This window comes from Hafnia sp. CBA7124 (genome assembly GCF_002355555.1).
Lineage (GTDB): Bacteria > Pseudomonadota > Gammaproteobacteria > Enterobacterales > Enterobacteriaceae > Hafnia > Hafnia alvei.
Genome location: NZ_AP017469.1, coordinates 1943467 through 1965955 on the forward strand (window position 1 = coordinate 1943467; position 22489 = coordinate 1965955).

20 protein-coding genes and 1 tRNA gene are annotated in these 22489 nt (G+C 49.5%); 11 read left to right on the forward strand and 10 right to left on the reverse strand.

The window, feature by feature from the left end; all coding sequences use genetic code 11:
• Nucleotides 1-86 precede the first annotated feature (86 nt).
• Both CPY98_RS08900 and CPY98_RS08905 read right to left on the reverse strand, forming a co-directional pair.
• A tRNA-Ser gene (locus tag CPY98_RS08900) sits at nucleotides 87-176 on the reverse strand.
• Nucleotides 177-328: 152 nt separating this feature from the next.
• Nucleotides 329-1510, reverse strand: a complete 1182-nt coding sequence (locus CPY98_RS08905; RefSeq protein WP_096387410.1) for an ABC transporter substrate-binding protein — start codon at nucleotides 1508-1510, stop codon at nucleotides 329-331.
• Nucleotides 1511-1827: 317 nt separating this feature from the next.
• Here CPY98_RS08905 and CPY98_RS08910 point away from each other — a divergent pair, with 317 nt between their 5' ends.
• The 4 genes from CPY98_RS08910 (at nucleotide 1828) to CPY98_RS08925 (ending at nucleotide 5806) form a co-directional block, all read left to right on the forward strand.
• Nucleotides 1828-3309: a peptide MFS transporter gene (locus CPY98_RS08910; protein ID WP_043492991.1), complete on the forward strand. Its 1482-nt coding sequence runs from the start codon at nucleotides 1828-1830 to the stop codon at nucleotides 3307-3309.
• Nucleotides 3310-3360: 51 nt separating this feature from the next.
• The gene (gene ghrA / locus CPY98_RS08915; protein ID WP_040045128.1) at nucleotides 3361-4302 is read left to right on the forward strand and encodes a glyoxylate/hydroxypyruvate reductase GhrA; all 942 of its coding nucleotides are present in this window, start codon (nucleotides 3361-3363) and stop codon (nucleotides 4300-4302) included.
• A 104-nt stretch (nucleotides 4303-4406) separates the two neighbouring features.
• On the forward strand, nucleotides 4407-5144 hold the full coding sequence (locus CPY98_RS08920; RefSeq protein WP_096387413.1) for a phosphatase: 738 nt from the start codon (nucleotides 4407-4409) through the stop codon (nucleotides 5142-5144).
• Between the two features lie 89 nt (nucleotides 5145-5233).
• Entirely contained in the window at nucleotides 5234-5806 is a 573-nt protein-coding gene (locus tag CPY98_RS08925; protein WP_096387416.1) for a molecular chaperone, read from the forward strand.
• Between the two features lie 71 nt (nucleotides 5807-5877).
• Here the strand turns inward: CPY98_RS08925 and CPY98_RS08930 are convergent, their stop codons facing one another.
• Entirely contained in the window at nucleotides 5878-6441 is a 564-nt protein-coding gene (locus CPY98_RS08930; RefSeq protein ID WP_025801885.1) for a lipoprotein, read from the reverse strand.
• A gap of 264 nt (nucleotides 6442-6705) precedes the next feature.
• A complete protein-coding gene (gene mdtH / locus CPY98_RS08935; RefSeq protein ID WP_043493001.1) occupies nucleotides 6706-7911 on the reverse strand; it encodes a multidrug efflux MFS transporter MdtH in 1206 nt (401 codons plus the stop codon).
• Nucleotides 7912-8205: 294 nt separating this feature from the next.
• On the opposite strand from mdtH, the gene rimJ reads away from it, so the two are divergent.
• The 4 genes from rimJ (at nucleotide 8206) to murJ (ending at nucleotide 12079) form a co-directional block, all read left to right on the forward strand.
• Nucleotides 8206-8790, forward strand: coding sequence for a ribosomal protein S5-alanine N-acetyltransferase (gene rimJ / locus CPY98_RS08940; protein WP_040045123.1), 585 nt, complete (start codon nucleotides 8206-8208; stop codon nucleotides 8788-8790).
• 29 nt (nucleotides 8791-8819) lie between these two features.
• Nucleotides 8820-9476: a DUF480 domain-containing protein gene (locus CPY98_RS08945; RefSeq protein ID WP_096387419.1), complete on the forward strand. Its 657-nt coding sequence runs from the start codon at nucleotides 8820-8822 to the stop codon at nucleotides 9474-9476.
• A gap of 10 nt (nucleotides 9477-9486) precedes the next feature.
• Entirely contained in the window at nucleotides 9487-10398 is a 912-nt protein-coding gene (locus tag CPY98_RS08950; protein ID WP_096387422.1) for a Gfo/Idh/MocA family protein, read from the forward strand.
• 142 nt (nucleotides 10399-10540) lie between these two features.
• A complete protein-coding gene (gene murJ / locus CPY98_RS08955) occupies nucleotides 10541-12079 on the forward strand; it encodes a murein biosynthesis integral membrane protein MurJ (protein ID WP_043493007.1) in 1539 nt (512 codons plus the stop codon).
• 96 nt (nucleotides 12080-12175) lie between these two features.
• Here the strand turns inward: murJ and argS are convergent, their stop codons facing one another.
• Complete coding sequence (gene argS / locus CPY98_RS08960; protein WP_043493008.1) at nucleotides 12176-13906, reverse strand: arginine--tRNA ligase; 1731 nt, start codon at nucleotides 13904-13906, stop codon at nucleotides 12176-12178.
• Nucleotides 13907-14139: 233 nt separating this feature from the next.
• On the opposite strand from argS, the gene CPY98_RS08965 reads away from it, so the two are divergent.
• A complete protein-coding gene (locus tag CPY98_RS08965) occupies nucleotides 14140-14703 on the forward strand; it encodes a VOC family protein (RefSeq protein ID WP_096387425.1) in 564 nt (187 codons plus the stop codon).
• A gap of 63 nt (nucleotides 14704-14766) precedes the next feature.
• Here CPY98_RS08965 and CPY98_RS08970 read toward each other — a convergent pair whose 3' ends face one another.
• Nucleotides 14767-15909: a MalY/PatB family protein gene (locus CPY98_RS08970; RefSeq protein WP_096387428.1), complete on the reverse strand. Its 1143-nt coding sequence runs from the start codon at nucleotides 15907-15909 to the stop codon at nucleotides 14767-14769.
• A gap of 273 nt (nucleotides 15910-16182) precedes the next feature.
• On the opposite strand from CPY98_RS08970, the gene cutC reads away from it, so the two are divergent.
• Nucleotides 16183-16941, forward strand: a complete 759-nt coding sequence (cutC, locus tag CPY98_RS08975) for a copper homeostasis protein CutC (protein WP_025801903.1) — start codon at nucleotides 16183-16185, stop codon at nucleotides 16939-16941.
• A gap of 110 nt (nucleotides 16942-17051) precedes the next feature.
• On the opposite strand, the gene cmoB is transcribed toward cutC, so the two are convergent.
• Complete coding sequence (gene cmoB, locus CPY98_RS08980; protein WP_046457724.1) at nucleotides 17052-18023, reverse strand: tRNA 5-methoxyuridine(34)/uridine 5-oxyacetic acid(34) synthase CmoB; 972 nt, start codon at nucleotides 18021-18023, stop codon at nucleotides 17052-17054.
• The gene (gene cmoA / locus CPY98_RS08985) at nucleotides 18020-18811 is read right to left on the reverse strand and encodes a carboxy-S-adenosyl-L-methionine synthase CmoA (protein ID WP_043493328.1); all 792 of its coding nucleotides are present in this window, start codon (nucleotides 18809-18811) and stop codon (nucleotides 18020-18022) included. The genes cmoB and cmoA overlap by 4 nt, the downstream gene beginning before the upstream one ends.
• Before the next feature lie 295 nt (nucleotides 18812-19106).
• Here cmoA and CPY98_RS08990 point away from each other — a divergent pair, with 295 nt between their 5' ends.
• On the forward strand, nucleotides 19107-20465 hold the full coding sequence (locus CPY98_RS08990; RefSeq protein ID WP_043493014.1) for an amino acid permease: 1359 nt from the start codon (nucleotides 19107-19109) through the stop codon (nucleotides 20463-20465).
• Between the two features lie 604 nt (nucleotides 20466-21069).
• Here the strand turns inward: CPY98_RS08990 and CPY98_RS08995 are convergent.
• Nucleotides 21070-21465, reverse strand: coding sequence for an MAPEG family protein (locus CPY98_RS08995; protein WP_096387431.1), 396 nt, complete (start codon nucleotides 21463-21465; stop codon nucleotides 21070-21072).
• A gap of 156 nt (nucleotides 21466-21621) precedes the next feature.
• Nucleotides 21622-22440, reverse strand: coding sequence for a DUF72 domain-containing protein (locus tag CPY98_RS09000; RefSeq protein ID WP_096387433.1), 819 nt, complete (start codon nucleotides 22438-22440; stop codon nucleotides 21622-21624).
• Between the last annotated feature and the right edge of the window lie 49 nt (nucleotides 22441-22489).

The window sequence follows — 22489 nt, forward strand, 5'->3', positions numbered from 1 at the left end:
TTCAGTACGTCAGTACGAACGCATGAATGACAAAAAGCAAAAAGCAAAAAGCCCTGAATTTTCATTCAGGGCTTTTTGTTAGAATATGGCGGTGAGAGAGGGGTTCGAACCCTCGATACGCTTTCGCGTATACACACTTTCCAGGCGTGCTCCTTCAGCCACTCAGACACCTCACCGTTTATCGCGACGTCGCCGTTGCGATGGGCGCTAATGTAGGGAAAACAGCGTGATGCGTCAACTTTATTTTTATCAAAACCAACTGTTTAGCTAAACAATCAGCAGATTGTTGTTTTCCTCAACGATAGCTGGCGTCTTTTACAACATTCCCTCAGTGTCCGTAGCGTTTTTGCCATTCAGCGTCCAATGCCACTTGCCACGATGGATGAGGTTCTGCGATGGCGCTAAACAGCGGTTTCTGCTCGGTAAATAGCGCACGCTGAGCCGGTGGTAAACGCTCAACGTCTAACACGCTCGGATCTCCCCATTGTTTGCTATCGGCCTTGCGCGCCTGTGCCTCCGGTGACATCAGGAAATTAATCACAACCTTGGCAGCGGGTTTAGCGCGTGCGTTGAAGGGGATCGCTAAGAAATGCACGTTGGTGAGTGCCCCCTGATTTAATGCGTAAGTTTGTGCATTGGGCGGCAGGCTACCGGCGGCAATGGCCGCTGGCGCAATACCAGGGTTAAACGTAATCGCCATATCAAGCTCATCATCGTTAAACATCTGGATCATCTGTGCATCGCTGGTGGGGAAGATTTTCCCTTGTCGCCACAGGTACGGATGCAGGGCGTCAAGATATGCCCACAGCGGTGCCGTATCACGGGCAAACTTTTCTGGATCGACAGGTTTGTCTAGTGCAACGCCAGACGTTAATCCAATCAGCGCTGTTTTCAAGAAACTGGAACCGTGGAATTGAGGAGGGCGTGGATAGGTGATTCGCCCAGGATGAACTTTCGCATAATTAAGCAATGCGGAAAGATCGGCAGGAGGATTCGGTGTGGCTTTTACATCGTGGATAAAGACCAGTTGCCCGACGCCCCAAGGCGCTTCAAATCCGTCGGTTGGTACGGTGAAATCCTGCGTTACCGGTAGTTTTTTATCCACCCACTGCCAGTTGGGTAAAGCCTGTACGAATGGGCCATACAGCAACCCATTCTGTTTTAAAGCATTGAAATTTTCGCCGTTGACCCACACTAAATCAGCGCTGCCATTTGCGGTATTACCCGCGGCTTTCTCTGCGCGAATGCGGTTGACCGTTTCGGCAATATCAGCCACTTTGACCTGTTTTAGCGTAATGCCGTAGCGGGTTTGCAGCTCACCTGTTGCCCAGTCGAGATAGCTATTCACCTGCGTGCTACCTCCCCAAGCGTTGAAATAAACCGTTTGACCTTTTGCCTGTTGCTGAGCTTGCGCCCATGCAGTAGTGGATCCAGTGGCATCAGCGTACACCGTAGGGGCAAGCAAACACAAACTGGTCAAAAGGGTAGGGAGTAGATTTCGCAGACGCATAATCAGCCTTATCAATAATGAAAATCAGATTGTAATGGCCTTTGTATATAAAAACATTAGCGTCAAGCCAGATACATGATGCTGGTGTAAGTTTTTAAAACCAGTAAACATGAATAGTTACGCCAATAAACTGGATAAATAATGACTAAACAGACGAAATAACAACATTAATTCTGGTGTTTTGGATATTTATCCCGCTAAATGAGAACGAGGCTTGAACAAAAGATAACGGAATAATAGCCAACAAGCCCGCCGAGTCTAGGCTCAGGTAACTCTCAGGAAGAGTGTGTACAACATCATTTAGCAAGGGGAAAGCGGTGAGCTCGACGACACCCATTCAACCATCTTCACACCGCAGCGCCATTCCGGCTGGCTCTGGTGCTCTATTCTTTATCCAAACCTTTTCAACGCTTGGTTTTGCCGTGCTTTATTCTACCTTGGTTCTTTATGCGACCAAGCGCTTAGGATTTAGCGAAAGCGATGCCAATGCCATGATGGGCGTATTTGGTGCGTTTAACTATGGTCTCCACTTGTTTGGTGGCTATCTCGGCGGCCGTTGTCTGAGCAACCGTAACCTCTTCATTTTAGGTATGGTATTGCAGGTGATCGGCTGTTACATGATTGCTGAGATGGGCGTATCTGGTCTGTATTGGGGATTGGCGATGTTCCTCACCGGCAGCGGATTAAACGTCACCTGCCTGAACATGATGCTGACTCAGCGCTTTGCGCCGGACGACGATCGCCGTGAGGGCGCATTCCTGTGGAACTATGCGGGCATGAACCTTGGCTTTTTTGCCGGTTTTGCCGTCGCCGGTTATTTCCAACTCAGTGAAAACTATCGTGCACTGTTCTTATTTGCCACTATCGGCAATGCGGTTGCCATTCTGGTGACGCTGTCGCGCTGGCAAATTTTGGCGGACATCAACACGCCGCTGAAGCAGGCATCGCGTAAATCGTTCTATTTGCGCATGCTTGCGGGCTTAGTGGTGTTGGTGGCATTGGTGCCGATTATTCGTGTGCTACTGACCCACGCCGATTTCAGCAGCTATTTTGTGGTGGTGCTCGGCATTCTGATTTTCATCATGCTGTGCATTATGACGCTGCGTCATCGTGAAGCCGACGAACGCCGCCGCATGGTTGCCTATCTGATTTTAGCCGCGGGCTCTCTGGTGTTTTGGTCACTGTATCAGTTGGCACCTATGGGGCTGATGCTGTTCTCTGAACATAATATCGATCTGAATGTTTATGGTCTGCGCGTGGCGCCTCAGTGGATTCAGAACATCAATACCGTCGTGATTGTCGTCGGCGGGCCGCTGATGGCGCTACTGTTTAAACGCCTGCGTGAACGTGGCTTAAACATTGATATACCTTTGCAATTTTGTGCCTCACTGTTTTGCATGGGATTAGGTATGCTGGTTCTGCCACTGGGGATCCAACTTGCAGGCGGTGATGGTTTAGTCGCATTCAAATGGATAGCGTTGAGCTATGTGCTGCAAAGCTTTGGTGAACTGATGATTTCGCCGATTGGTTACGCGATGATCGGCAAACTGGCACCGGCACGTCATCAAGGTTTGATGATGGGCTGTTGGATGATGGTAACCGGCGTGGCCTCCGTGCTGGCCGGATATGTTTCGGGGCTGATGCCGCAAAATAGCGGTAGTACGCCGTTGGAAACTAACCCAGGCTATAGCAGCGTATTCAATGCGCTAGGCTGGGGTTCTGTCGCTACGGGCGTAGTGTTGGTGTTGTTAATCCCGCTGCTGCGTCGATTAATTGCCCAACAGCGTCAGGCTAGCTAATACTGCAACGAGCGAACAATACGATTAAGACAGAAAAACTGGAGGCACGAAGTGGATATCATTTACTACCATCCGTTTTTTAATGCGCAGATTTGGCTGGATGGTATGCGGAAACGTTTACCGGAAGCGAATATTCGCCAGTGGCAGTCTGGGGATGATAAGCCCGCAGACTACGCGCTGGTTTGGCAACCGCCGTTTGAGATGCTGGCTAAGCGCCAAGATCTACGCGGTGTATTTGCGCTGGGCGCGGGCGTTGACGCGATTTTAGCTCAGGAAAGGGCAAATCCCGGAACATTGCCGAAAGGTGTTCCGCTGGTGCGTTTAGAAGACACAGGAATGGCTTTGCAGATGGAAGAGTATGCCGCTGCTGCTGCGCTGCGCTATTTCCGTCGCTTCGATGAGTATGACCTACAGCAGCGTCAGGGTGTATGGCAGTATCTGGCACCGCATGACGCCTCTCAGTTTGTGGTGGGTGTTTTGGGAGCGGGAGTTCTGGGCGGAAAAGTGGCGGAGCGGTTGGCTTCATTTGGCCTACAGGTTCGCTGCTGGAGCCGCACGGAAAAGCATTATAGCGACGTTCAGAGTTTCTTCGGTCAAGATCAGTTTGCGTCGTTCCTGCAAGGGACTCAGTTGCTGATAAACCTGCTACCGAATACGCCAGAAACCGTGGGTATTCTCGACCAGTCACTGTTTGCGCAGCTCAATGCGGGTGCCTATATCATCAACTTGGCGCGCGGTGCGCACATGAAAGAGGATGATTTGCTGGCGGCGCTGGAATCTGGACAGGTTGCTGCGGCAACGCTCGACGTGTTCGCCAAAGAACCTTTGGCGACCGATCATCCTTTCTGGAAACACCCTCGCGTGACGATTACACCACACATCGCCGCTATCACGCTGCCAGAGGTCGCGATGGATTATGTCGCACAGAACATCTTGGCGATTGAGGCGGGGAAAACGCCGGAAGGTGTAGTAAACATGGATTTAGGTTATTGATGCTTTAGAAAATATTCATTGCTGTATGAATACGTTCTATTTGCTAACCTTATAGGGACACGCCTGCTGGTGCCAAAACCAGCGGGCCTTAGACAGGAGAAGCCATGTATCCCGTAGATTTGCATATGCACACCGTGGCAAGTACCCACGCCTACAGCACCCTTCATGACTATATCGCCCAAGCAAAAAAGTGTGGCATCAAACTTTTCGCCATTACCGATCACGGCCCTGACATGGCCGATGCGCCGCATTATTGGCATTTTATGAACATGCGTGTGTGGCCACGTATTGTGGATGGCGTGGCTATTTTGCGCGGCATCGAATCCAATATTAAGAATACGCAGGGCGAAATTGACTGCACGGGGCGAATGTTAGACGAGATGGATCTGATTATTGCGGGATTTCACGAGCCGGTTTTTGCACCGCGCGATCGCGATAGTCATACCGAAGCTATGATTGCCACGATGGCCAATGGCGATGCAGACATTATTAGTCATCCGGGTAATCCGAAATTTCCAATCGATATTCGCGCGGTGGCTGAAGCCGCAGCGCGTTATAACGTGGCGTTAGAGCTGAATAACTCCTCATTCACACATTCTCGAATTGGCAGTGAAGCAAACTGTCGCGCCATTGCCGAAGCGGTGCGCGATGCCGGTGGCTATCTGTCGTTAGGGTCAGATTCGCACGTCGCATTTTCACTGGGTAGTTTTGATCACTGCGTCCGGATCATGAATGAGGTAAACTTCCCGCAGGATCGGGTGCTCAATGTAACGCCGCGCCGTCTGCTCGATTTTCTGGTTGAACGAGGGAAGAAAGCCATCCCCGAACTGACTGATTGGTAATCAACTAGCGATTTGCTTGAAGTGACAATGTCACATTTTAAGCCGTTTTTGTAGGCCACATTTTCAGGCCATATATTTCAGGATTAAAGATGAACGATTTTTCTATCATCTGCCGTTTGTTGGGAAGCCTGTTTTCCCGTCAGCCGCAGGATGCTGTACTGACTCCCGTATTTGATCTGATGGTGCAGGGTAAGCTTCAACAGTTTTGGCCCATTGAGCAAGACGCGCTGCTGACCCGTTTGCAAACCGCTGCTAAAGATCGCACCGCGTTAAGCGCTGATTACGACGCCATGTTTAGCGGTGCCGATGCGTCTGTCGATATACATCGGAGCGATTATCAAGAGAATGCGACCGAGCAGGAAGTTCGCGATTTCTTAACCCAGCGTGGAATGCCTTTAGGCGAGCAGCCTGCGGATGCCTTTGGGCAGTTGCTGCTGGCCGCATCATGGTTGGAAGATCAGTCTGCCGAAGACGAAGTTCAGGCACAAATCACGCTGTTCGATGAGTATTTGCTGCCGTGGTGCGGAAAGTTTCTGGGCAAAGTCGAAGCGCATGCCACCACGGCGTTTTATCGCACGCTGGCTGAATTGACGCGTGAAGCACTTCAGGCTATGTGGGATGAACTTTCTGAAGGCGAAGACTCTGCCGAAGACGCAGAATAAATGCTTCAATCTGATAAATAAAAAGCCGGTGTTCATAATTGAACACCGGCTTTTTATTATGGGAGAGAGCATTAGTCAGTGAAAGGAATAATGATTTCGCCCGGTTTAACTTCGATACCTTTAGCCAGTTTTTTCGCCAAGGCTTCTTTTTCGCTCTTATTCGGATCTAACGTATAAACGGCTTTTTCGTTGAAATAGGTTTTCAACGATTGGTTCAAATACGGAACCACCGCTTTCATCACGCCAGACATTTTTTCAGGTTTGACCGTGTAATCGGTTAATTCCATATCCCGCAGGAAAATGGCACCTTGCTCGCTGTTATAAACCGGCTGAGCCTGTAGCGTGATTTGCAGATCGCTGGTCTGTGGGCCGAGAATGGAGCTGATATTGACTTTGGCATGACCCGTTAGGGTAACTTTATTGGGATCAGTACGCCCAATTTGGCTGTTTAGTTGGTCGACGGTAATGTCGGCGTCAACTAATCCAGAGATACCAATTTGTTTCTGGAAATTATTATACTTTTGCAGATATTGGTTCATATCCTGCTCAGTAATGGTGTATTGGGTCAGTTTATTACAGGCTGCTAATACCAGCCCCGCAGCAACGATCCCTGCTATATAAATCGCCTTCTTCATATCATCTGACCTCTAAATACAGAATAAATAAGTGTGCTAATTAACATGCTGATGTTATCGACCTGATTGTGTCATAGATCTGCCAGAGAAAAAAATAACGTATGTTTCATCCTGTTAATACACATTTATGACAGGACGAGAGGCCTCTTTTTTCATAGATATTAAGGCAAAGTGTGCGAATGAATTTAGAGGGAACGCCCTGCGTTCTGAATCAGATAATGACGAAAATTCAGAACGCAGTAAGTAAGATTAAGATGATGTGCTTTAGTTTCCGCCCAGCACGGCAGGAGCGATGCTGCGTTGATTGAACTGCCAGTACAGGAGAATCAGCGTGAGCACGCCGACCACGCCGAGTAAAAACCAGGGCAGTTCAGGCGTTCCGAGCGCTTGACCGGTGTCATACATCCAGCCGCCGCCGGTATAGCCAATAGCGCCACCCAGCGCTAAGCCTAAACGGCTAAAGCCCATATAGCTGCCGCGCGCACGCGGGTCAGCCAGCGAGGCGCTTAACGTTTCACGTGCGGGTTCGGCAATAATGGAGCCAAAATAGAAGCAGCAAATTAAAATAAACAGCGTGCGAAGTTCCGTTGCGAGACCCACAGGGAACAGGCTGATGGTCATAATCAATAATCCAAACATCAGCCGTGTTTCGAGGCGGAAATGTTTTTCGCTCCAGCGAGCAATTGGGTAGAGCAGCGTTAGAGACAGCGTGGCTTCTATGGCGTACATCCATTTGACCGCCTTTGGCGTGCCGGCAATTTCGTTAACTATAATGGGCAGCATTAGCATCACCTGCACGGCAAGCATGTAGTAACCCGTCAGCGTCAGCACATAGAGCAGAAAACGGCGATCGCGAATGACGCGCATCATGCCTTCTTTGATCGGCGCACGAACTGTCGAAATTCGATAGGCGGGTAATAGCCACGCATTACAGGCCGCCGCTAGCACAAAAATGGCCGCACCCACCCAGCAGACATAGTGAAAGTCGTACTGAAGCAGCCAGCTACCGATCAGCGCGCCCACCACGGCACCGGCGCTGTCTTGCATCATCAACAATGAATAAAAGCGGCTACGCTCATGCGGGCGGGTCAGTTTAATCACCAGCGCGGTACGCGGCGGATCAAACAGCGTTCCACCCAGCGCAGAGAGCGCGCAGGAGAGCCACAGAATCCAAGGTTCGCTGGCAACCGCCATCGAGGCGAAACCCGCTGCACGCAACAACATGCCAATCACGATCATCGGTTTTGCACCAAAGCGGTCAGCGATGGCACCCCCAAAAATCCCTAATCCTTGCTGGACTAATTGTCGTAATCCCAGTGCCGCTCCCACGACCACCGCTGCCCAACCAAGTTGGTCGACGAAGCGAATTGAAATAAGAGGGAAAACGACAAAGAAACCGAGTACAACCAGTAAATTGTCTAATAATAAAAAGTACTTACCCAAGCTCCTAGCTTGCGACACCAGCGACATGTTTCACCATCAGCGAGAAAATAAAAAAGGAGGGATTGACTCGTTCATTTTCTACCCATTTTCAGCGTGGGTATAGGTTTGATTAATAATATTTTTCTGCAAATAGTCGACCTCATAATACTTTTCATTATGAGCAGTGAGAAATTAACCGTTAACTGGATTACAGAAATAGAAGAAAAAGGCCTTAACAGCAGCTAAGTGCGCAATATTGCTACAGCTAAGGTATTACCCGCCATACAAAGAGCGGTTATAGTGATAAGTAATAAAATGTTTGCATGTGGGGCTGGAGAATTGATGTTTGGCTATCACAATAGCGGGCCAAAAGTCCGTTTAACCACCGACCGTCTAGTGGTGCGTTTGGTTCATGACCGCGATGCCTATCGCTTGGCCGACTATTACGCAGAAAACCGCGAATTCCTAAAACCGTGGGAACCTGTACGCGATGAAAGTCATTGTTATCCTTCGGGCTGGCAGGCGCGATTAGGGCTTATCAATGAGCTGCAGAAACAGGGCAGCGCCTACTATTTTCTGTTGCTTGATCCCGATGAGAATGAAGTTCGAGGCGTGGCTAATTTTAGTAACGTGCTGCGCGGCTCTTTCCATGCCTGCTATCTCGGCTATTCACTCGGTGAGAAATGGCAGGGTCAAGGGTTGATGTATGAAGGTGCGCAGGCGGCAATTCGTTATATGTTTCGTCAGCAGCGGCTGCATCGAATTATGGCTAACTATATGCCGCATAACCAACGCAGTGGGGATTTGCTCAAACGTATGGGCTTTGAGAAAGAGGGCTATGCCAAAGATTATCTGCTGATTAACGGTAAATGGCAGGATCACGTTTTGACTGCGCTGGTTAATCGAGAATGGACTGCGCCGCGCTAACTGTTTGCGTTCACAAGGATCTAAGACCAATGAAAAACCCATTATCTGCACTGGAAGCTCGCGTGATTGGCTGCTTTCTTGAAAAACAGGTCACCACGCCCGATCAATATCCACTTTCGCTCAATGGCTTAACTACCGCCTGCAATCAGAAAACCAACCGTGAGCCGGTGATGGATCTCAGCGAGTCAGACGTACAGTCCACGTTGGATTTATTGATGAAGAAGCATCAGGTGCGCTCGTTAAGCATTCCGGGCAGTCGCGTGATGAAATATGAACATCGGTTCTGTAACTCCGAGTTTGGCAACCTGAAATTCTCTGATGCCGAAGTTGCGGTGGTGTGCTGCCTGTTACTTCGTGGGCCGCAAACCCCCGGCGAGTTGCGCACGCGAACCAACCGCATGCATGAGTTTAGCGATGTGACGCAGGTTGAACAGGTGCTCAATGACCTCGCTTCGCGCGAGGATGGCCCTTTTGTGGTTCGTCTAGAACGTGAAGCGGGTAAACGTGAAAGTCGCTATGCGCATCTCTTTAGCGGTGAGGTTGAAAACGTTGCGACCTCGCCTATTGAAAGTACCTACAGTGCGCCGGTTGATAATGGATTAGCCGAGCGTGTCGAAGCGCTTGAAGCCGAAGTGGCAGAGTTAAAAGAGCGCGTACAAAGTTTGCTGGATCACCTTGCTGATTAAGAGAACAAGAATGACGAAATTACGTATTGGCGTTGTTGGCTTAGGTGGTATCGCGCAAAAAGCCTATTTGCCTATTTTGAGTCAGGCAGAGCGCTGGCAACTGGTCGGTGGTTTTTCTCCCACGCTGGCTAAGGCGCAGGGGGTATGTGATAGCTACCGAATGACGGCATTTTCTCGGCTAGATGAACTGGCCGAACAGTGCGATGCGCTGTTTGTGCACAGCAGCACCAATACGCATTTCGACGTCGTGCGCGAGCTTTTGCAGCGCGGCAAACATGTTTATGTTGATAAACCGTTGGCGGAAACGCTCGATCAGGCCGAGCAGTTAATTGCGCTGGCTGAACAGAAAAATTGTCGTTTGATGGTAGGGTTTAATCGCCGGTTTGCGCCGCGCTATGTACAGATTAAACAGCAGGCTAGCGACGTAGCCGCAATTCGCATGGATAAACATCGACATCAAAATATTGGCCCCAAAGATGTGCGTTTCACCTTGCTGGATGACTATCTGCACGTGGTGGATACCGCACTATGGATGAGCGGTAAAAACTTAATGTTGAAGTCGGGAACTTTGCATACCAACGACGTGGGGCAAATGATTTATGCCGAGCATCATTTTAGCGCAGGGCAGATTCAGGTCACTACCTCTATGCACCGCGCGGCGGGCTCGCAACGTGAAGTGATGCAAGTTGTCAGCGGCGGGGCGATTTATGATGCGCAGGATCTTAGGAGCTTGCATATCGAACGCGACACAGTTTTGAGTGAATTGCCAATATCTGGCTGGCAATCAACCTTAGAACAACGAGGATTTGTTGGCGCAGTAAATCATTTCATCGACTGCGTTGAGAACCAAACGGCGCCAATAACCTCAGGCGAGCAGGCGATTGCTGCTCAGCGAATTATTGAAGGCTTACTTTCACAGTAGGCATATTGGCACACATTTTGTCCCTATCATCTTGGTTTGTAACATCTCTAACTAGATCTTCCGTGTGAGATAAGTAGACTAGTGCTCCTAAATTGCCCTTGCTGCATTCAGCAAGGGTCGCAACCGTTGAAAAAACTAACTCATGAATTTATTAAAATCACTGGCGGCGGTCAGTTCGATGACCATGTTTTCGCGCGTGTTGGGATTTGCGCGAGATGCGCTTGTGGCGCGTATTTTTGGTGCGGGAATGGCGACGGATGCCTTTTTTGTCGCATTTAAACTGCCGAATTTGTTAAGGCGTATCTTTGCCGAAGGCGCATTTTCTCAGGCATTTGTGCCTATTTTAGCGGAATACAAAAGCCAGCAGGGCGAAGAGGCAACGCGGACTTTTGTTGCCTACGTTAGCGGTATGCTTACGCTGGTGCTGGCGGTGGTGACCGTGCTGGGTATGCTCGCTGCGCCGTGGGTGATTTATGTGACCGCGCCGGGCTTTGTCGATTCGCCGGATAAGTTTGCGCTGACTTCGTCGCTTTTGCGCATCACGTTCCCCTATATCTTACTGATCTCTTTGGCCTCGTTAGCGGGCGCAATACTGAATACGTGGAATCGATTCTCGGTGCCGGCTTTTGCTCCGACCTTTTTAAACGTCAGTATGATCGGCTTTTCTCTGTTTGCGGCTCCGTATTTCCATCCGCCGGTGATGGCACTGGCGTGGGCGGTCACCGTGGGTGGCGTATTGCAGTTGGCTTACCAACTGCCACACTTGAAAAAGATCGGGATGCTAGTCCTGCCGCGTTTGAACCTGCACGATGCTGGCGTTTGGCGTGTGATGAAGCTGATGGGACCCGCCATTATTGGTGTTTCCGTGAGCCAGATTTCACTGATCATCAACACCATCTTCGCGTCATTCTTGGTGTCGGGCTCGGTTTCTTGGATGTACTACGCTGACCGTTTAATGGAGTTTCCATCTGGTGTTTTGGGCGTGGCATTGGGCACGATTTTGCTGCCGTCATTAGCGAAAAGCGTATCTAGCGGACGGCATGAAGAGTATTCCCGGCTGATGGATTGGGGGCTGCGTTTGTGCTTTGTGTTGGCGCTGCCGAGCTCAATTGCCTTGGGGATTTTATCTAAACCGCTGATTGCGTCGTTGTTCCAATATGGTCAATTCACCGCATTTGATACCGAGATGACGCAGCGAGCGCTGATTGCCTATTCAGTGGGTTTGATGGGACTTATTCTGGTGAAAGTGTTGGCACCCGGGTTTTACTCCCGCCAGAACATTAAAACACCGGTGAAAATTGCTATCGCTACCCTGATTCTGACTCAGTTGATGAACTTGGCTTTTATTGGGCCATTGAAACACGCAGGGCTTTCTCTTTCTATTGGGCTTGCGGCCTGCCTCAACGCCAGTTTGTTGTATTGGCAATTGCGGAAGCAAAAAATGTATACCCCTCAGCCGGGCTGGATTCTCTTCTTGGTTAAGCTGGTGGTCGCGGTTGCTATCATGACCGTGGTGCTCATCGGCATGATGTGGTTTATGCCCGCGTGGGACTCAGGCAATATGCTGATGCGTTTATTACGCTTGATGGCGGTGGTGGTGGTGGGCGCGGGCTCCTATTTTGCAGCATTGGGGCTGCTTGGGTTCCGCGTACGAGACTTTACGCGCAACGTTGTGGTGTGATGATTTTTGTTAGGTAATAAAAAACCGGCCATGTAGGCCGGTTTTTTTATGTCAGAACAGTATGACTTCAGTACAACATGACTGATGATAAACGAATTACATACGTTCTACGGTTTCGATACCCAGCGTATTTAAGCCAGTTTTCAGCGTTCTTGCCGTCAGCGCAGCTAATTTCAGGCGACTATTACGTTGCTCTTCGCTCTCAGCCGTCAGGATTGGGCACGCTTCGTAGAAGCTTGAGAACAGACCCGCTAAGTCATACAGGTAGGTACACATGACGTGCGGAGTGCCTTCACGAGCGACCTGAGTAATGGTTTCTTCAAACTGAATCAGGCGAGCAGCCAGCGCTTTTTCGCGATCTTCAGTCAGGACGATATCACCGGTCAGGGATTTTTCATCAATACCGGCGCGTTTGAAGACGGAAGACACACGCGTATACGCGTATTGCATATACGGCGCGGTGTTGCCTTCGAACGCCAGCATATTGTCCCAGTCGAAGATGTAATCCGTGGTACGGCTTTTTGACAGATCCGCGTATTTCACGGCGCCAATGCCAACAACGTCAACCAGCTTCGCCAACTCTTCGCTGCTTAAATCTGGGTTTTTCTCTGCGATCAGTTTGCCCGCGCGTTCAACCGCTTCGTCCAGCAGATCAGACAGTTTAATAGTGCCGCCTGAACGGGTTTTGAATGGCTTACCGTCTTTGCCTAACATCATGCCGAACATGTGATGTTCGAGGCTGACAGAGTCTGGTACGTAGCCCGCTTTACGCACGATAGTCCATGCCTGCATCAAATGCTGGTGCTGACGGGAATCGATGTAGTAAAGCACGCGGTCTGCGCCCAGCGTTTCGTAACGGTATTTCGCACAGGCGATATCGGTGGTGGTATACAGGTAGCCGCCATCCTTTTTCTGGATGATGACGCCCATAGGTTCACCGTCTTTGTTTTTGTATTCGTCGAGGAATACAACGGTAGCGCCTTCGCTTTCTACCGCTAAGCCTTTGGCTTTCAAATCTGCAACGATGCCAGGCAGCATGCTGTTGTATAGGCTTTCACCCATGACGTCATCTTTGGTTAAGGTGACGTTCAGACGCTGATAGTTTTTCTGGTTTTGCGACATAGTGATGTCGACCAGTTTGCGCCACATTTCGCGGCAGTATTCGTCGCCGCCTTGCAGTTTAACTACATAGGCACGTGCGCGCTCAGCAAACGCGGCATCTTCGTCATAATGCTTTTTCGCTTCGCGATAGAAGGCTTCCAAATCGGAAAGGTCCATTTCATTCGCGTGCTCGTTCTGCATTTTTTCCAGATAGGCGATCAACATGCCGAACTGGGTACCCCAGTCGCCGACGTGGTTAGCGCGAATGACGTTGTGGCCGAGGAATTCTAAGGTACGAACGGATGCGTCACCGATGATGGTGGAGCGCAAATGACCAACGTGCATCTCTTTAGCGACGTTTGGTGCGGAGTAGTCAACCACGATAGTTTGTGGTTTCACCGGAGCAACGCCTAAACGTTCATCCGCCAGCGCAGCTTCGACCTGTTTTGCCAGCCATGCAGGATCTAAGAAGATATTAATAAAACCCGGACCCGCGATTTCAACTTTGTTCGCGATACCGTCTAGCTCAAGATGGGTCAGCACCTGCTCTGCCAGTTGTCGTGGAGCAATACCCAGAATCTTTGCCGCGCCCATGACGCCATTGGCCTGATAGTCGCCGAATTGCGCTTTCGCGGATTGACGGACAAGAGCTTCGCTGTTAGCAGGAGCGCCTGCAGCCACCAGAGCTTGGGTGACTTTATCTGAAAGAAGTGCCTGAATATTCACCGGGTTACCTTAAGTTTGTAACGCCAGTCGTGCGTGACGACGGCGTTTTATATGTGAGATCGTTAATCGAGGTGCATTCACACCAAAACAGCCGATAATTATATGTCAATTCGCGGCGTGAGTCAGCAAGCATGCGCTTATACAGCGAAGATAGCCGCCATAAATAGGACGTGGAAGTCTGTGAAAAGAGCAGGTAAAGTACGCAGCCTTGCGGATAGCGGAGAACCGAGAAAATGACATTTTTGGCAGAGATTGAAACACTGCGCGATTTAGATGCAGATTTGGATCGTTTTACCACGCTGCTACAGGGATTTGCTGATAAGCTTGAGCTCGATTTATCGGCATTCAGTGCGGACCATATCTCTTTGCGCTGTCACCAGAATGCCACGGCCGAACGTTGGCGAGCTGGGTTTGAACTCTGTGGTTCTTTGCTGTCTGAAAATATGATTAACGGACGGCCCATTTGTTTGTTTGATCTCAACCAGCCGCTGCGCGTAGGCCCGTGGCTGGTTGACTGTGTGGAGCTGCCTTATCCGGGTGAGAAACGCTATCCACACGAAGGCTGGGAGCATGTTGAATTGGTGATTGGTGGCGATCCGGCAACGTTGCATCCGCGCGCTCTAGAATTGCTGTCAGACTCGGCACTGCTGGCGCCGGGCATCAAGTTGAAATTCAGCAGTCCCAAAGGGGAACAAGAACGTTTGCCAAACCCGACGTTGGCGGTCACTGACGGTGAAGTGACGATAAAATTCCATCCTCATTCTATTCGTGAAATTGTAGCGAGCGAACAGCAGTAAGCTGCAGTTCAACGTAAAAAAGCGCCATTCCGTTGCGGGATATGGCGCTTTTTTTATGGGAAATTACAGCGCGTTGATGGCATTTTCCATGCGGTCGAGCGCTTTGTTCAGCAGGTCGCGATGGCAGCCAAAATTGATGCGCACAAATTTAGCATCACCGAAATCCGCACCCGGTGACAGACCGACGCCGGCCTGTTCGAAGAAGGCATGTGGATTATCAACCGGCAGTTCGGATGCATCGACCCACGCTAAATAGGTGGCGGCGAGATTAACCGTAGACAGGCCTTTCATGGCATTAATGCGCTTCACCAGCAGGTCGCGGTTGCCACGCAGATAATCAAGCTGTGCGTCAAGCCACGGCTGCCCATCACGGTAGGCTGCTTCAGCGGCAACGTAGGCCAAAATATCCACATTAGGAACTAGCCCTGCGCGTTCTGTGTTGAAACGGTCGCGGAGGTTTTTATTCGGGATAATGGCAATAGTCGCGCCGAGTCCGGCAATGTTATAGGTTTTTGATGGTGCCATTAGCGTGATGCTGCGCTGGGCTGCATCGTCGCTCAGAGAGGCGATAGGAATATGTTTTACACCGGGCTCTAGCAGCAGATCGCAATGAATTTCATCAGAACAAATAACGAGATCGTGACGCTGAGCAAAGGCGAGCTGAGCTTCAAGTTCTTCACGTGTATAAACCGTGCCGCCTGGGTTATGCGGGTTGCATAGCATCATTAATTTTTCATTGCCAGTGAGCCGTTGCTCAGCGCTGTCTAAATCCATGACCCAGCGTTGATCGCGTAGCTTCACCGGAATTGACAGCTGTTGACGATGGGCAAAGCGGGATGATTTAACAAACGGCGGATAGATTGGGAAGGGGGCCAGCGTGTGCTGCTGAGGATCGGTAAAGGCACGAACGCTTAGGTTCAAGCCGCAAACCATACCCGGTAAGAAGACTAGCCATTCAGGTTTTACATCCCACTGATATAAATTGCGCATGCGCTCAATAAATATACTCACCAATTCTTGTGATGGATCACCGTAGCCAAATACGCCCTCAGCAACGCGTTTTTGCAGTGCATCAATAACAGCCGGTGGGGAACGGAAATCGGTATCAGCGACCCACATCGGAATGATGTCTTTGTTCGCATATTTGTTCCATTTCTGGCTATCACTGTGACTTCTGTCGACCCATTCATCAAAATTGAATGTCATAGTATTCATCCTTTAGTAGGCTTAGTTCCTGCCCCAGTAGGCAATAGTAAAACAGACGGTAAAAACGTCATGGCGATGATTAATGTGCGTTTTTCTGCCGGTTTGCATGAGTGTTCTTAAGCGTATCAAGAGTTCGTTACTGGGAACGATACTTATCACGTTTTTTTGTCAGCCTACGCGAGAAGGTTCCACTTTCTCAAGTGTCATTACGTTGGAATGAAAAGTTTTCACGTAACGTAGTCTGTTTTGGCGGTTTTTTTTGGAGGTTTTTTCATTATGAAATTGGAAATTTGTTGCTTCGGGGTGGAATGTGCCCTGACGGCGGAGCGCGCAGGTGCAGATCGTATCGAGCTTTGCGCAAGCCAGTTAGACGGTGGTTTAACGCCAAGCTACGGGACCTTGAAACTGGCTCGTGATAAGGTTTCTATTCCCGTACATCCGATTATTCGTCCGCGCGGCGGAGATTTTTGCTACAGCTATACTGAATTTGAAGTGATGAAAAATGACATGGCGATGATCCGCGATATGGGATTCCCCGGCGCTGTCATCGGCATGTTAGATGCTGAAGGGCATATTGATTTGCCAAGAATGCGTGAGCTGATGCAGCTGAGCGGTAATATGGCGATCACGTTCCATCGTGCTTTTGATATGTGCGTGAGCCCACTCGTTGCGTTGAGCCAGTTGACCGATTTAGGGATTGCGCGCATTCTGACATCGGGTCAGCAGCAAAGCGCAGAAGTTGGCTTACCGTTGCTTAAAGAGTTGCTGAATGAAACCCAAGGGCCGGTGATTATGGCGGGTGCTGGGGTGCGTTTAACTAACCTGCATAAATTCCAAGAGATTGGTTTGACTGAAGTACATAGTTCTGCGGGCCATATGGTGCCGTCAGAAATGCGCTACCGTAAAGCGGGAGTGACGATGTGCTCAGACAGTGAGTTTGATGAGTTTACGCATTATTGCGTCGATGGCGAAGTGGTCGAAGCAATGAAAACCGCGCTAAGTCTCGGTGAACCGTATCCACGTTCTGCATAACGCAGAGGTGTGTTGAGCAGTTCCAGTAGAAGTAGTACGAATTTTAGTGGATGTCTCACTAAACAGTATGGCCCCAACAATTGTTGTTGGGGCTTTTTTTCGTTTAATGCTTAGGGTTTACGCGCCACGATGACCGCACGGATAGGGGCAGGATAGCCTTCTACGGTTTTCGTCTGATCATTAGGGTCAAGGAACTCCGCCAATGATTCGCTGATCATCCAGTCGGTGCGGCGCTGCTCGTCCAGCGTAGTCACGCAAGAATCAACGATGCGGACATCCACAAAACCGCATTTTTCGAGCCATTTTACCAAGGCCTTTGCCGAAGGAATAAAATAGACGTTGCGCATTTGCGCGTAGCGGTCGCCGGGCACCAAGACCTGATTTTCATCGCCTTCGATGACCAATGTTTCAAGCACCAGTTCGCCATCTTTAACCAGCTGGTTTTTTAACTGATAGAGGTGATCAAGTGGGGAACGACGATGGTAGAGCACGCCCATCGAGAACACGGTGTCAAAGGCAGCCAACTCCGGCAGTTGTTCAATGCCAAGTGGGAGTAAGTGTGCCCGTTGATCGCCACCTAATAGTTTGCGCACAGCTTCAAACTGGCACAGGAAAAGCTGCATGGGATCGATGCCCACAGCAAAATGGGCACCGGCACCAATCATGCGCCACAGGTGATAGCCACTGCCGCAGCCAACATCAAGGATAGTGCGGCCTTCCAACGGGGAAATATGCGGCAAAACACGTTCCCATTTCCAATCAGAGCGCCATTCGGTATTGATATGAATGCCGTACAAATCGAATGGGCCCTTACGCCACGGCATTAGCGCGCGCAGCATTTTTTCGATGCCTTCTTTTTGCCCTGGGCCGAGCTCAGGTTCCGCTTGAGCACTGACGCCGTGAAGTAAATCTAAAGTATGAGGTGTGATTTCGGGAAGGCGATCGACGGCGTTAAACCAATCTTTAAATTTTCCGTGCAGCGACTCGCGCTGCCACGCGGCCAGCTGTGCCGGTAACACTTCCAGCCAGTGGCTGAGCGGACTATTGGCAATACGCTGATAAAAATTACCAAACTCGATCATGCGACGACGTCTCCTTTCACGGCTAACAAGGAGCCGAAGTTAAAGCATTGGAACCAGATTTCTGCGTGCTCAAATCCGGCCTGATTCAGGCGATTTTTATGGGTTTCTACCGAGTCTGTCAGCATCACATTTTCTAGCATGCTGCGCTTCTGGCTGATTTCTAGTTCGCTATAGCCGTTGGCACGTTTGAAGTCGTGGTGCATGTTAAATAGCAGTTCGCCGAGCGTTTTATCTTCAAAATTAAACTTCTCGGAGAGGACCAATACACCACCCGGCAATAGTCCCTGATAGATTTTATTCAGCAGCGATTGGCGCTCTTCGGGAGCTAAAAATTGCAGCGTGAAATTGAGAACCACCATCGAGGCGTTTTCAATATGAATATTTTGAATATCGGCTTCGATAACGTCGACGGGGGTCTGGGCGCGGAAAGCGTCTATATGGCGGCGGCAGCGCTCCACCATCGCAGGGGAGTTATCCACGGCGATAATCTGGCATCCTTCGGCGTGAATATTGCGTCGCATAGATAACGTCGCTGCGCCCAACGAACAGCCCAAGTCATACACGTTAGTATTTGGCTGTGCAAAACGTTCTGCCAACATCCCGATCATTGAGATGATGTTGGAATAACCCGGCACCGAGCGCTGGATCATATCGGGAAAAACTTCAGCGACGCGCTCGTCAAAAGTCCAATCGCCGAGCTTAGCAATCGGGGCCGAGAAAAGCGTATCGCGGTCAACGCCTTTCTTATCATCAAAAGTGTTATCAGAATGAGTATCGCGGTTTGACATAAACAGATGCATGCGGTTTCAACAAAGGGCGCACATTTTATCAGATAAACCCCTGCTAGGGCTATTCCCTTGCGAGGAAGAGGGTTGTGAGGGCGGCGATAGTGCATTGATAGCGTTAATAAGCGCGTTGACGAATGGATAAACTGGCAACAACCAGTTCGCTTAGCATGAACTTTGGCTTGATTGCAATAGGTCGGAAGTGATACAAAGCAGCCCGCAATGTAAATAAAATAATACGATGCGCCACGATTCAGCGTTCACACAGCGCGAATGACGCTATCGCACAGAGGATAAAATGGGCGATCTGCAACAAGAAGAAACCCTACAACGGGGATTAAAAAATAGACACATCCAACTGATTGCACTCGGAGGTGCGGTTGGTACGGGGCTATTTTTGGGTATTGCGCAAACCATTAAAATGGCAGGCCCGTCGGTGCTGCTGGGTTACGCTATTGGTGGCTTTATCGCATTTTTAATCATGCGCCAACTGGGTGAAATGGTGGTTGAAGAGCCAGTAGCAGGTTCATTTAGCCACTTTGCCTATAAGTACTGGGGAAGTTTTGCCGGTTTCTTAGCGGGCTGGAATTACTGGGTTATGTTCGTGCTGGTCGGAATGGCGGAACTAACTGCGGTGGGCATCTACATCCAATATTGGTGGCCGGATATTCCAACGTGGGTGTCGGCGGCTGGCTTCTTTGTGATCATCAATATCGTCAATTTGGTCAACGTTCGCGTATACGGTGAAACTGAGTTTTGGTTTGCGATCATCAAAGTCGGTGCAATTATTGGCATGATTGTCTTTGGTGCATGGATGTTAGCCTCCGGTTCTGGCGGCCCGCAGGCAAGCATCACTAACCTATGGACCCAAGGCGGCTTTTTACCGAATGGTTGGCATGGCTTAATCATGGCTATGGCGGTAATTATGTTCTCCTTTGGTGGTCTTGAGCTGGTAGGGATTACTGCCGCAGAGGCAAGCGAACCGCGCAAAAGCATTCCTAAAGCCACCAATCAGGTGGTCTACCGTATTCTGATTTTCTATATCGGCTCACTGACCGTTTTGCTGTCTCTCTATCCGTGGCAAAACGTTGTGCAGGGCGGAAGCCCGTTTGTCATGATTTTCCATGCGCTGGATAGCAACTGGGTAGCTACCGCGTTAAATATCGTGGTTCTTACCGCTGCGCTGTCTGTTTATAACAGCTGTGTGTATTCTAACAGCCGTATGCTGTTTGGATTAGCAAAGCAAGGTAATGCGCCAGCGGCATTGACGAAAGTGAACCGCCGTGGCGTACCGATTCTGTCAATTGGTCTTTCTGCCTTAACAACGTCAGCGGTAGTTTTGATTAACTATATTATGCCGGGTGAGGCTTTTGAACTGTTGATGGCGCTGGTGGTATCTACGCTGGTTATTAACTGGGTGATGATCTGTATGGCTCACCTCAAGTTCAAAGCGGTCAAAAATCAGCAGGGCGTAGCAACCGCGTTCAAAGCGCTTTGGTATCCGTATGGTAATTACTTATGTTTGGCTTTCTTGGGGCTAATTCTGGTGATCATGTATATGACACCGGGGATTCGGATTTCAGTGATCCTGCTTCCAATTTGGGTAGCTGTTCTGTGGATCGGATTCATGCTTTCTCGTAAGAAAAACAAAGCGTAACCTGCGAATCTCTGAGCAAAAGGCTATCTTCGGATGGCCTTTTTTGTTAAGTCATTTGGCTGAAAATAAAAAACCTCGCGGGTATGCGAGGTTTTTTATTTTGTGACTGCGGCTGGTGACCGCCGTGCACGTTAGTATTCTTCAACTACACAAATATAAGGCGGCAGAGCGAGCAAGTCAATTTATTGACGGTTACAACAAACTTAATAAATTTTACCATAAATACTGGTTGTATATACAGTGTCGTGGCATATAATCATTTCTGTTGGAATGAATAACGTGCTTTGAGCCGCAATCGGGCAACGAGTTTCAAGCCCTAGCCAATAGCGAGTGGTGTCGATTGGTGCCTTAACTCAAGGAAGCACGTTAGTATTTTTCAACAATCCGATGGCTGATAGGCAGCGGAAAGGCAAAGCCATCGTTAGTGCTCCTGACTAGGAGAGAGCGTATGAAATTTCTAGAACTTCTTACCGTTCTTGCAAAGTTCATGGTTGCTGCGTTGCAACTGCTTGAAACAGCATTGAGATTTATTAGCTGATTTGGGTCGCATCTAAGGAGGAGAGGGAACTCTCCTCCTTTAACAAAAATAGGTGACTGAGATGCCTTAATCTAAGGTAAGCATCTGATCCCACGGCAGATAAAACAGATTAGCGATCACCATCAGTACTAGAGATATATAGGTCGCACTCATTCCCGAGCGACGCCAGCGAATTTCACGGTGACGTAAACCGTAGGAATGCATTAGCCGACCCGCGATCAGTAAAATTCCGCATACGTGGATCATCCAAATCAGTGAACCATTCATTTCCATCATCACCAGCAGTATCGCGGCAATAGGAATGTATTCAACGGCATTGCCATGTACGCGAATTGCGGTTTGTAGCTCATAAAAACCGCCGTCACCGTAGGCAACGCGATACTGCATACGCAGTTTAACAACGTTCAAAGATAGCTTGATCAACAACAGTGCGCCGAGCACGACATAAAGCGCGCTTACCATTTTTAGCTCCATTGCCCAATAATTTACCTACGGATGAATAATAGCGGGCCCAAAGAGCATTGTCCTTAGGAAATATCGTTGTAAGTAAAATAGTTAGCTCGTTAAAGCATCAGTCAGTTTGGGGTTGTGATGCAGGTATTGAAAATTCGCCGCCGATCAAAACATATCTGCTTGCAAAGGCCAATCGGGTTGAGGCGGTAAATTGCGGATGTGTTTGGCAAGAAGTGGCCAAAGCGCTCGTGCCTGCTGTGGTGCATCGGTGCAGTCTGGTGTATGAATGAAAAGGTAGGGCGTATTGGTACTACTCCATTCCGCCAATTTATTTCCCCATTGATCCAACCAGCGACGATTGTCATCTAGCACATCGCCTCCGACAAAACGGATGAGCGGGTTTTCAGCCGTTAAAACAGCATGTACGGGAAGTTTTGGTTTCTTTTGCTGTGCATCACGAACTGCCGAAGTATGCGGTACGGCATGATGAACGGGTCTGCTATCTAACATCACGCGGTTTATTTTCCGCTCATAAAGCCCACGGTTAAGCGCACGCTCAGCATCGCCTTTAGCAAAGAAGTCGGGGTGACGAACTTCAACGCCGTAGGTGAACTCTGTTGGCAGTGAGTCTAAAAATTGCCATAGGCGGGGTAAAAATTGTGGCGAAAATGCAGCAGGAAGCTGTAACCAAAACTGCCCGATGCGCGAATGAACTGGAGAGAGGCTGCTAAAGAAATCCTGCAGATGGTCGTCACAATGGGTTAATGCGGCCTGATGGCTTATCGCGGATGGAAATTTGAAGCAAAACCGAAAATTATCCTGAGTCATATCGCGCCAGCGTCGTGATAGTTCCTGTTTGGGCAGCGCGTAAAACGTGGTGTTGCCTTCAACACAGTTGAAGTATTGGCTGTAATCCGCAAGATCGTTAAGCCCGATTTTATGCCAGGCTGCGTGTTGCCACTGTGGAAGGCCGATATATATCATGATGTCGATATCTCTCCAGAAGAAATGCTGGGGAAATATAACATAAAAT

What these genes read in the sequence shown, in the direction of transcription:
- CPY98_RS09000 (WP_096387433.1), bottom strand. Translation starts at nt 22,440, where the DNA reads ATGATATATATCGGCCTTCCACAGTGGCAACACGCAGCCTGGCATAAA.
- murJ (WP_043493007.1), top strand. Translation starts at nt 10,541, where the DNA reads ATGAATTTATTAAAATCACTGGCGGCGGTCAGTTCGATGACCATGTTT.
- CPY98_RS08965 (WP_096387425.1), top strand. Translation starts at nt 14,140, where the DNA reads ATGACATTTTTGGCAGAGATTGAAACACTGCGCGATTTAGATGCAGAT.
- CPY98_RS08925 (WP_096387416.1), top strand. Translation starts at nt 5,234, where the DNA reads ATGAACGATTTTTCTATCATCTGCCGTTTGTTGGGAAGCCTGTTTTCC.
- cmoA (WP_043493328.1), bottom strand. Translation starts at nt 18,811, where the DNA reads ATGTCAAACCGCGATACTCATTCTGATAACACTTTTGATGATAAGAAA.
- CPY98_RS08995 (WP_096387431.1), bottom strand. Translation starts at nt 21,465, where the DNA reads ATGGTAAGCGCGCTTTATGTCGTGCTCGGCGCACTGTTGTTGATCAAG.
- CPY98_RS08950 (WP_096387422.1), top strand. Translation starts at nt 9,487, where the DNA reads ATGACGAAATTACGTATTGGCGTTGTTGGCTTAGGTGGTATCGCGCAA.
- mdtH (WP_043493001.1), bottom strand. Translation starts at nt 7,911, where the DNA reads ATGTCGCTGGTGTCGCAAGCTAGGAGCTTGGGTAAGTACTTTTTATTA.
- cmoB (WP_046457724.1), bottom strand. Translation starts at nt 18,023, where the DNA reads ATGATCGAGTTTGGTAATTTTTATCAGCGTATTGCCAATAGTCCGCTC.
- rimJ (WP_040045123.1), top strand. Translation starts at nt 8,206, where the DNA reads ATGTTTGGCTATCACAATAGCGGGCCAAAAGTCCGTTTAACCACCGAC.
- CPY98_RS08970 (WP_096387428.1), bottom strand. Translation starts at nt 15,909, where the DNA reads ATGACATTCAATTTTGATGAATGGGTCGACAGAAGTCACAGTGATAGC.
- CPY98_RS08905 (WP_096387410.1), bottom strand. Translation starts at nt 1,510, where the DNA reads ATGCGTCTGCGAAATCTACTCCCTACCCTTTTGACCAGTTTGTGTTTG.
- CPY98_RS08990 (WP_043493014.1), top strand. Translation starts at nt 19,107, where the DNA reads ATGGGCGATCTGCAACAAGAAGAAACCCTACAACGGGGATTAAAAAAT.
- CPY98_RS08930 (WP_025801885.1), bottom strand. Translation starts at nt 6,441, where the DNA reads ATGAAGAAGGCGATTTATATAGCAGGGATCGTTGCTGCGGGGCTGGTA.
- CPY98_RS08920 (WP_096387413.1), top strand. Translation starts at nt 4,407, where the DNA reads ATGTATCCCGTAGATTTGCATATGCACACCGTGGCAAGTACCCACGCC.
- CPY98_RS08945 (WP_096387419.1), top strand. Translation starts at nt 8,820, where the DNA reads ATGAAAAACCCATTATCTGCACTGGAAGCTCGCGTGATTGGCTGCTTT.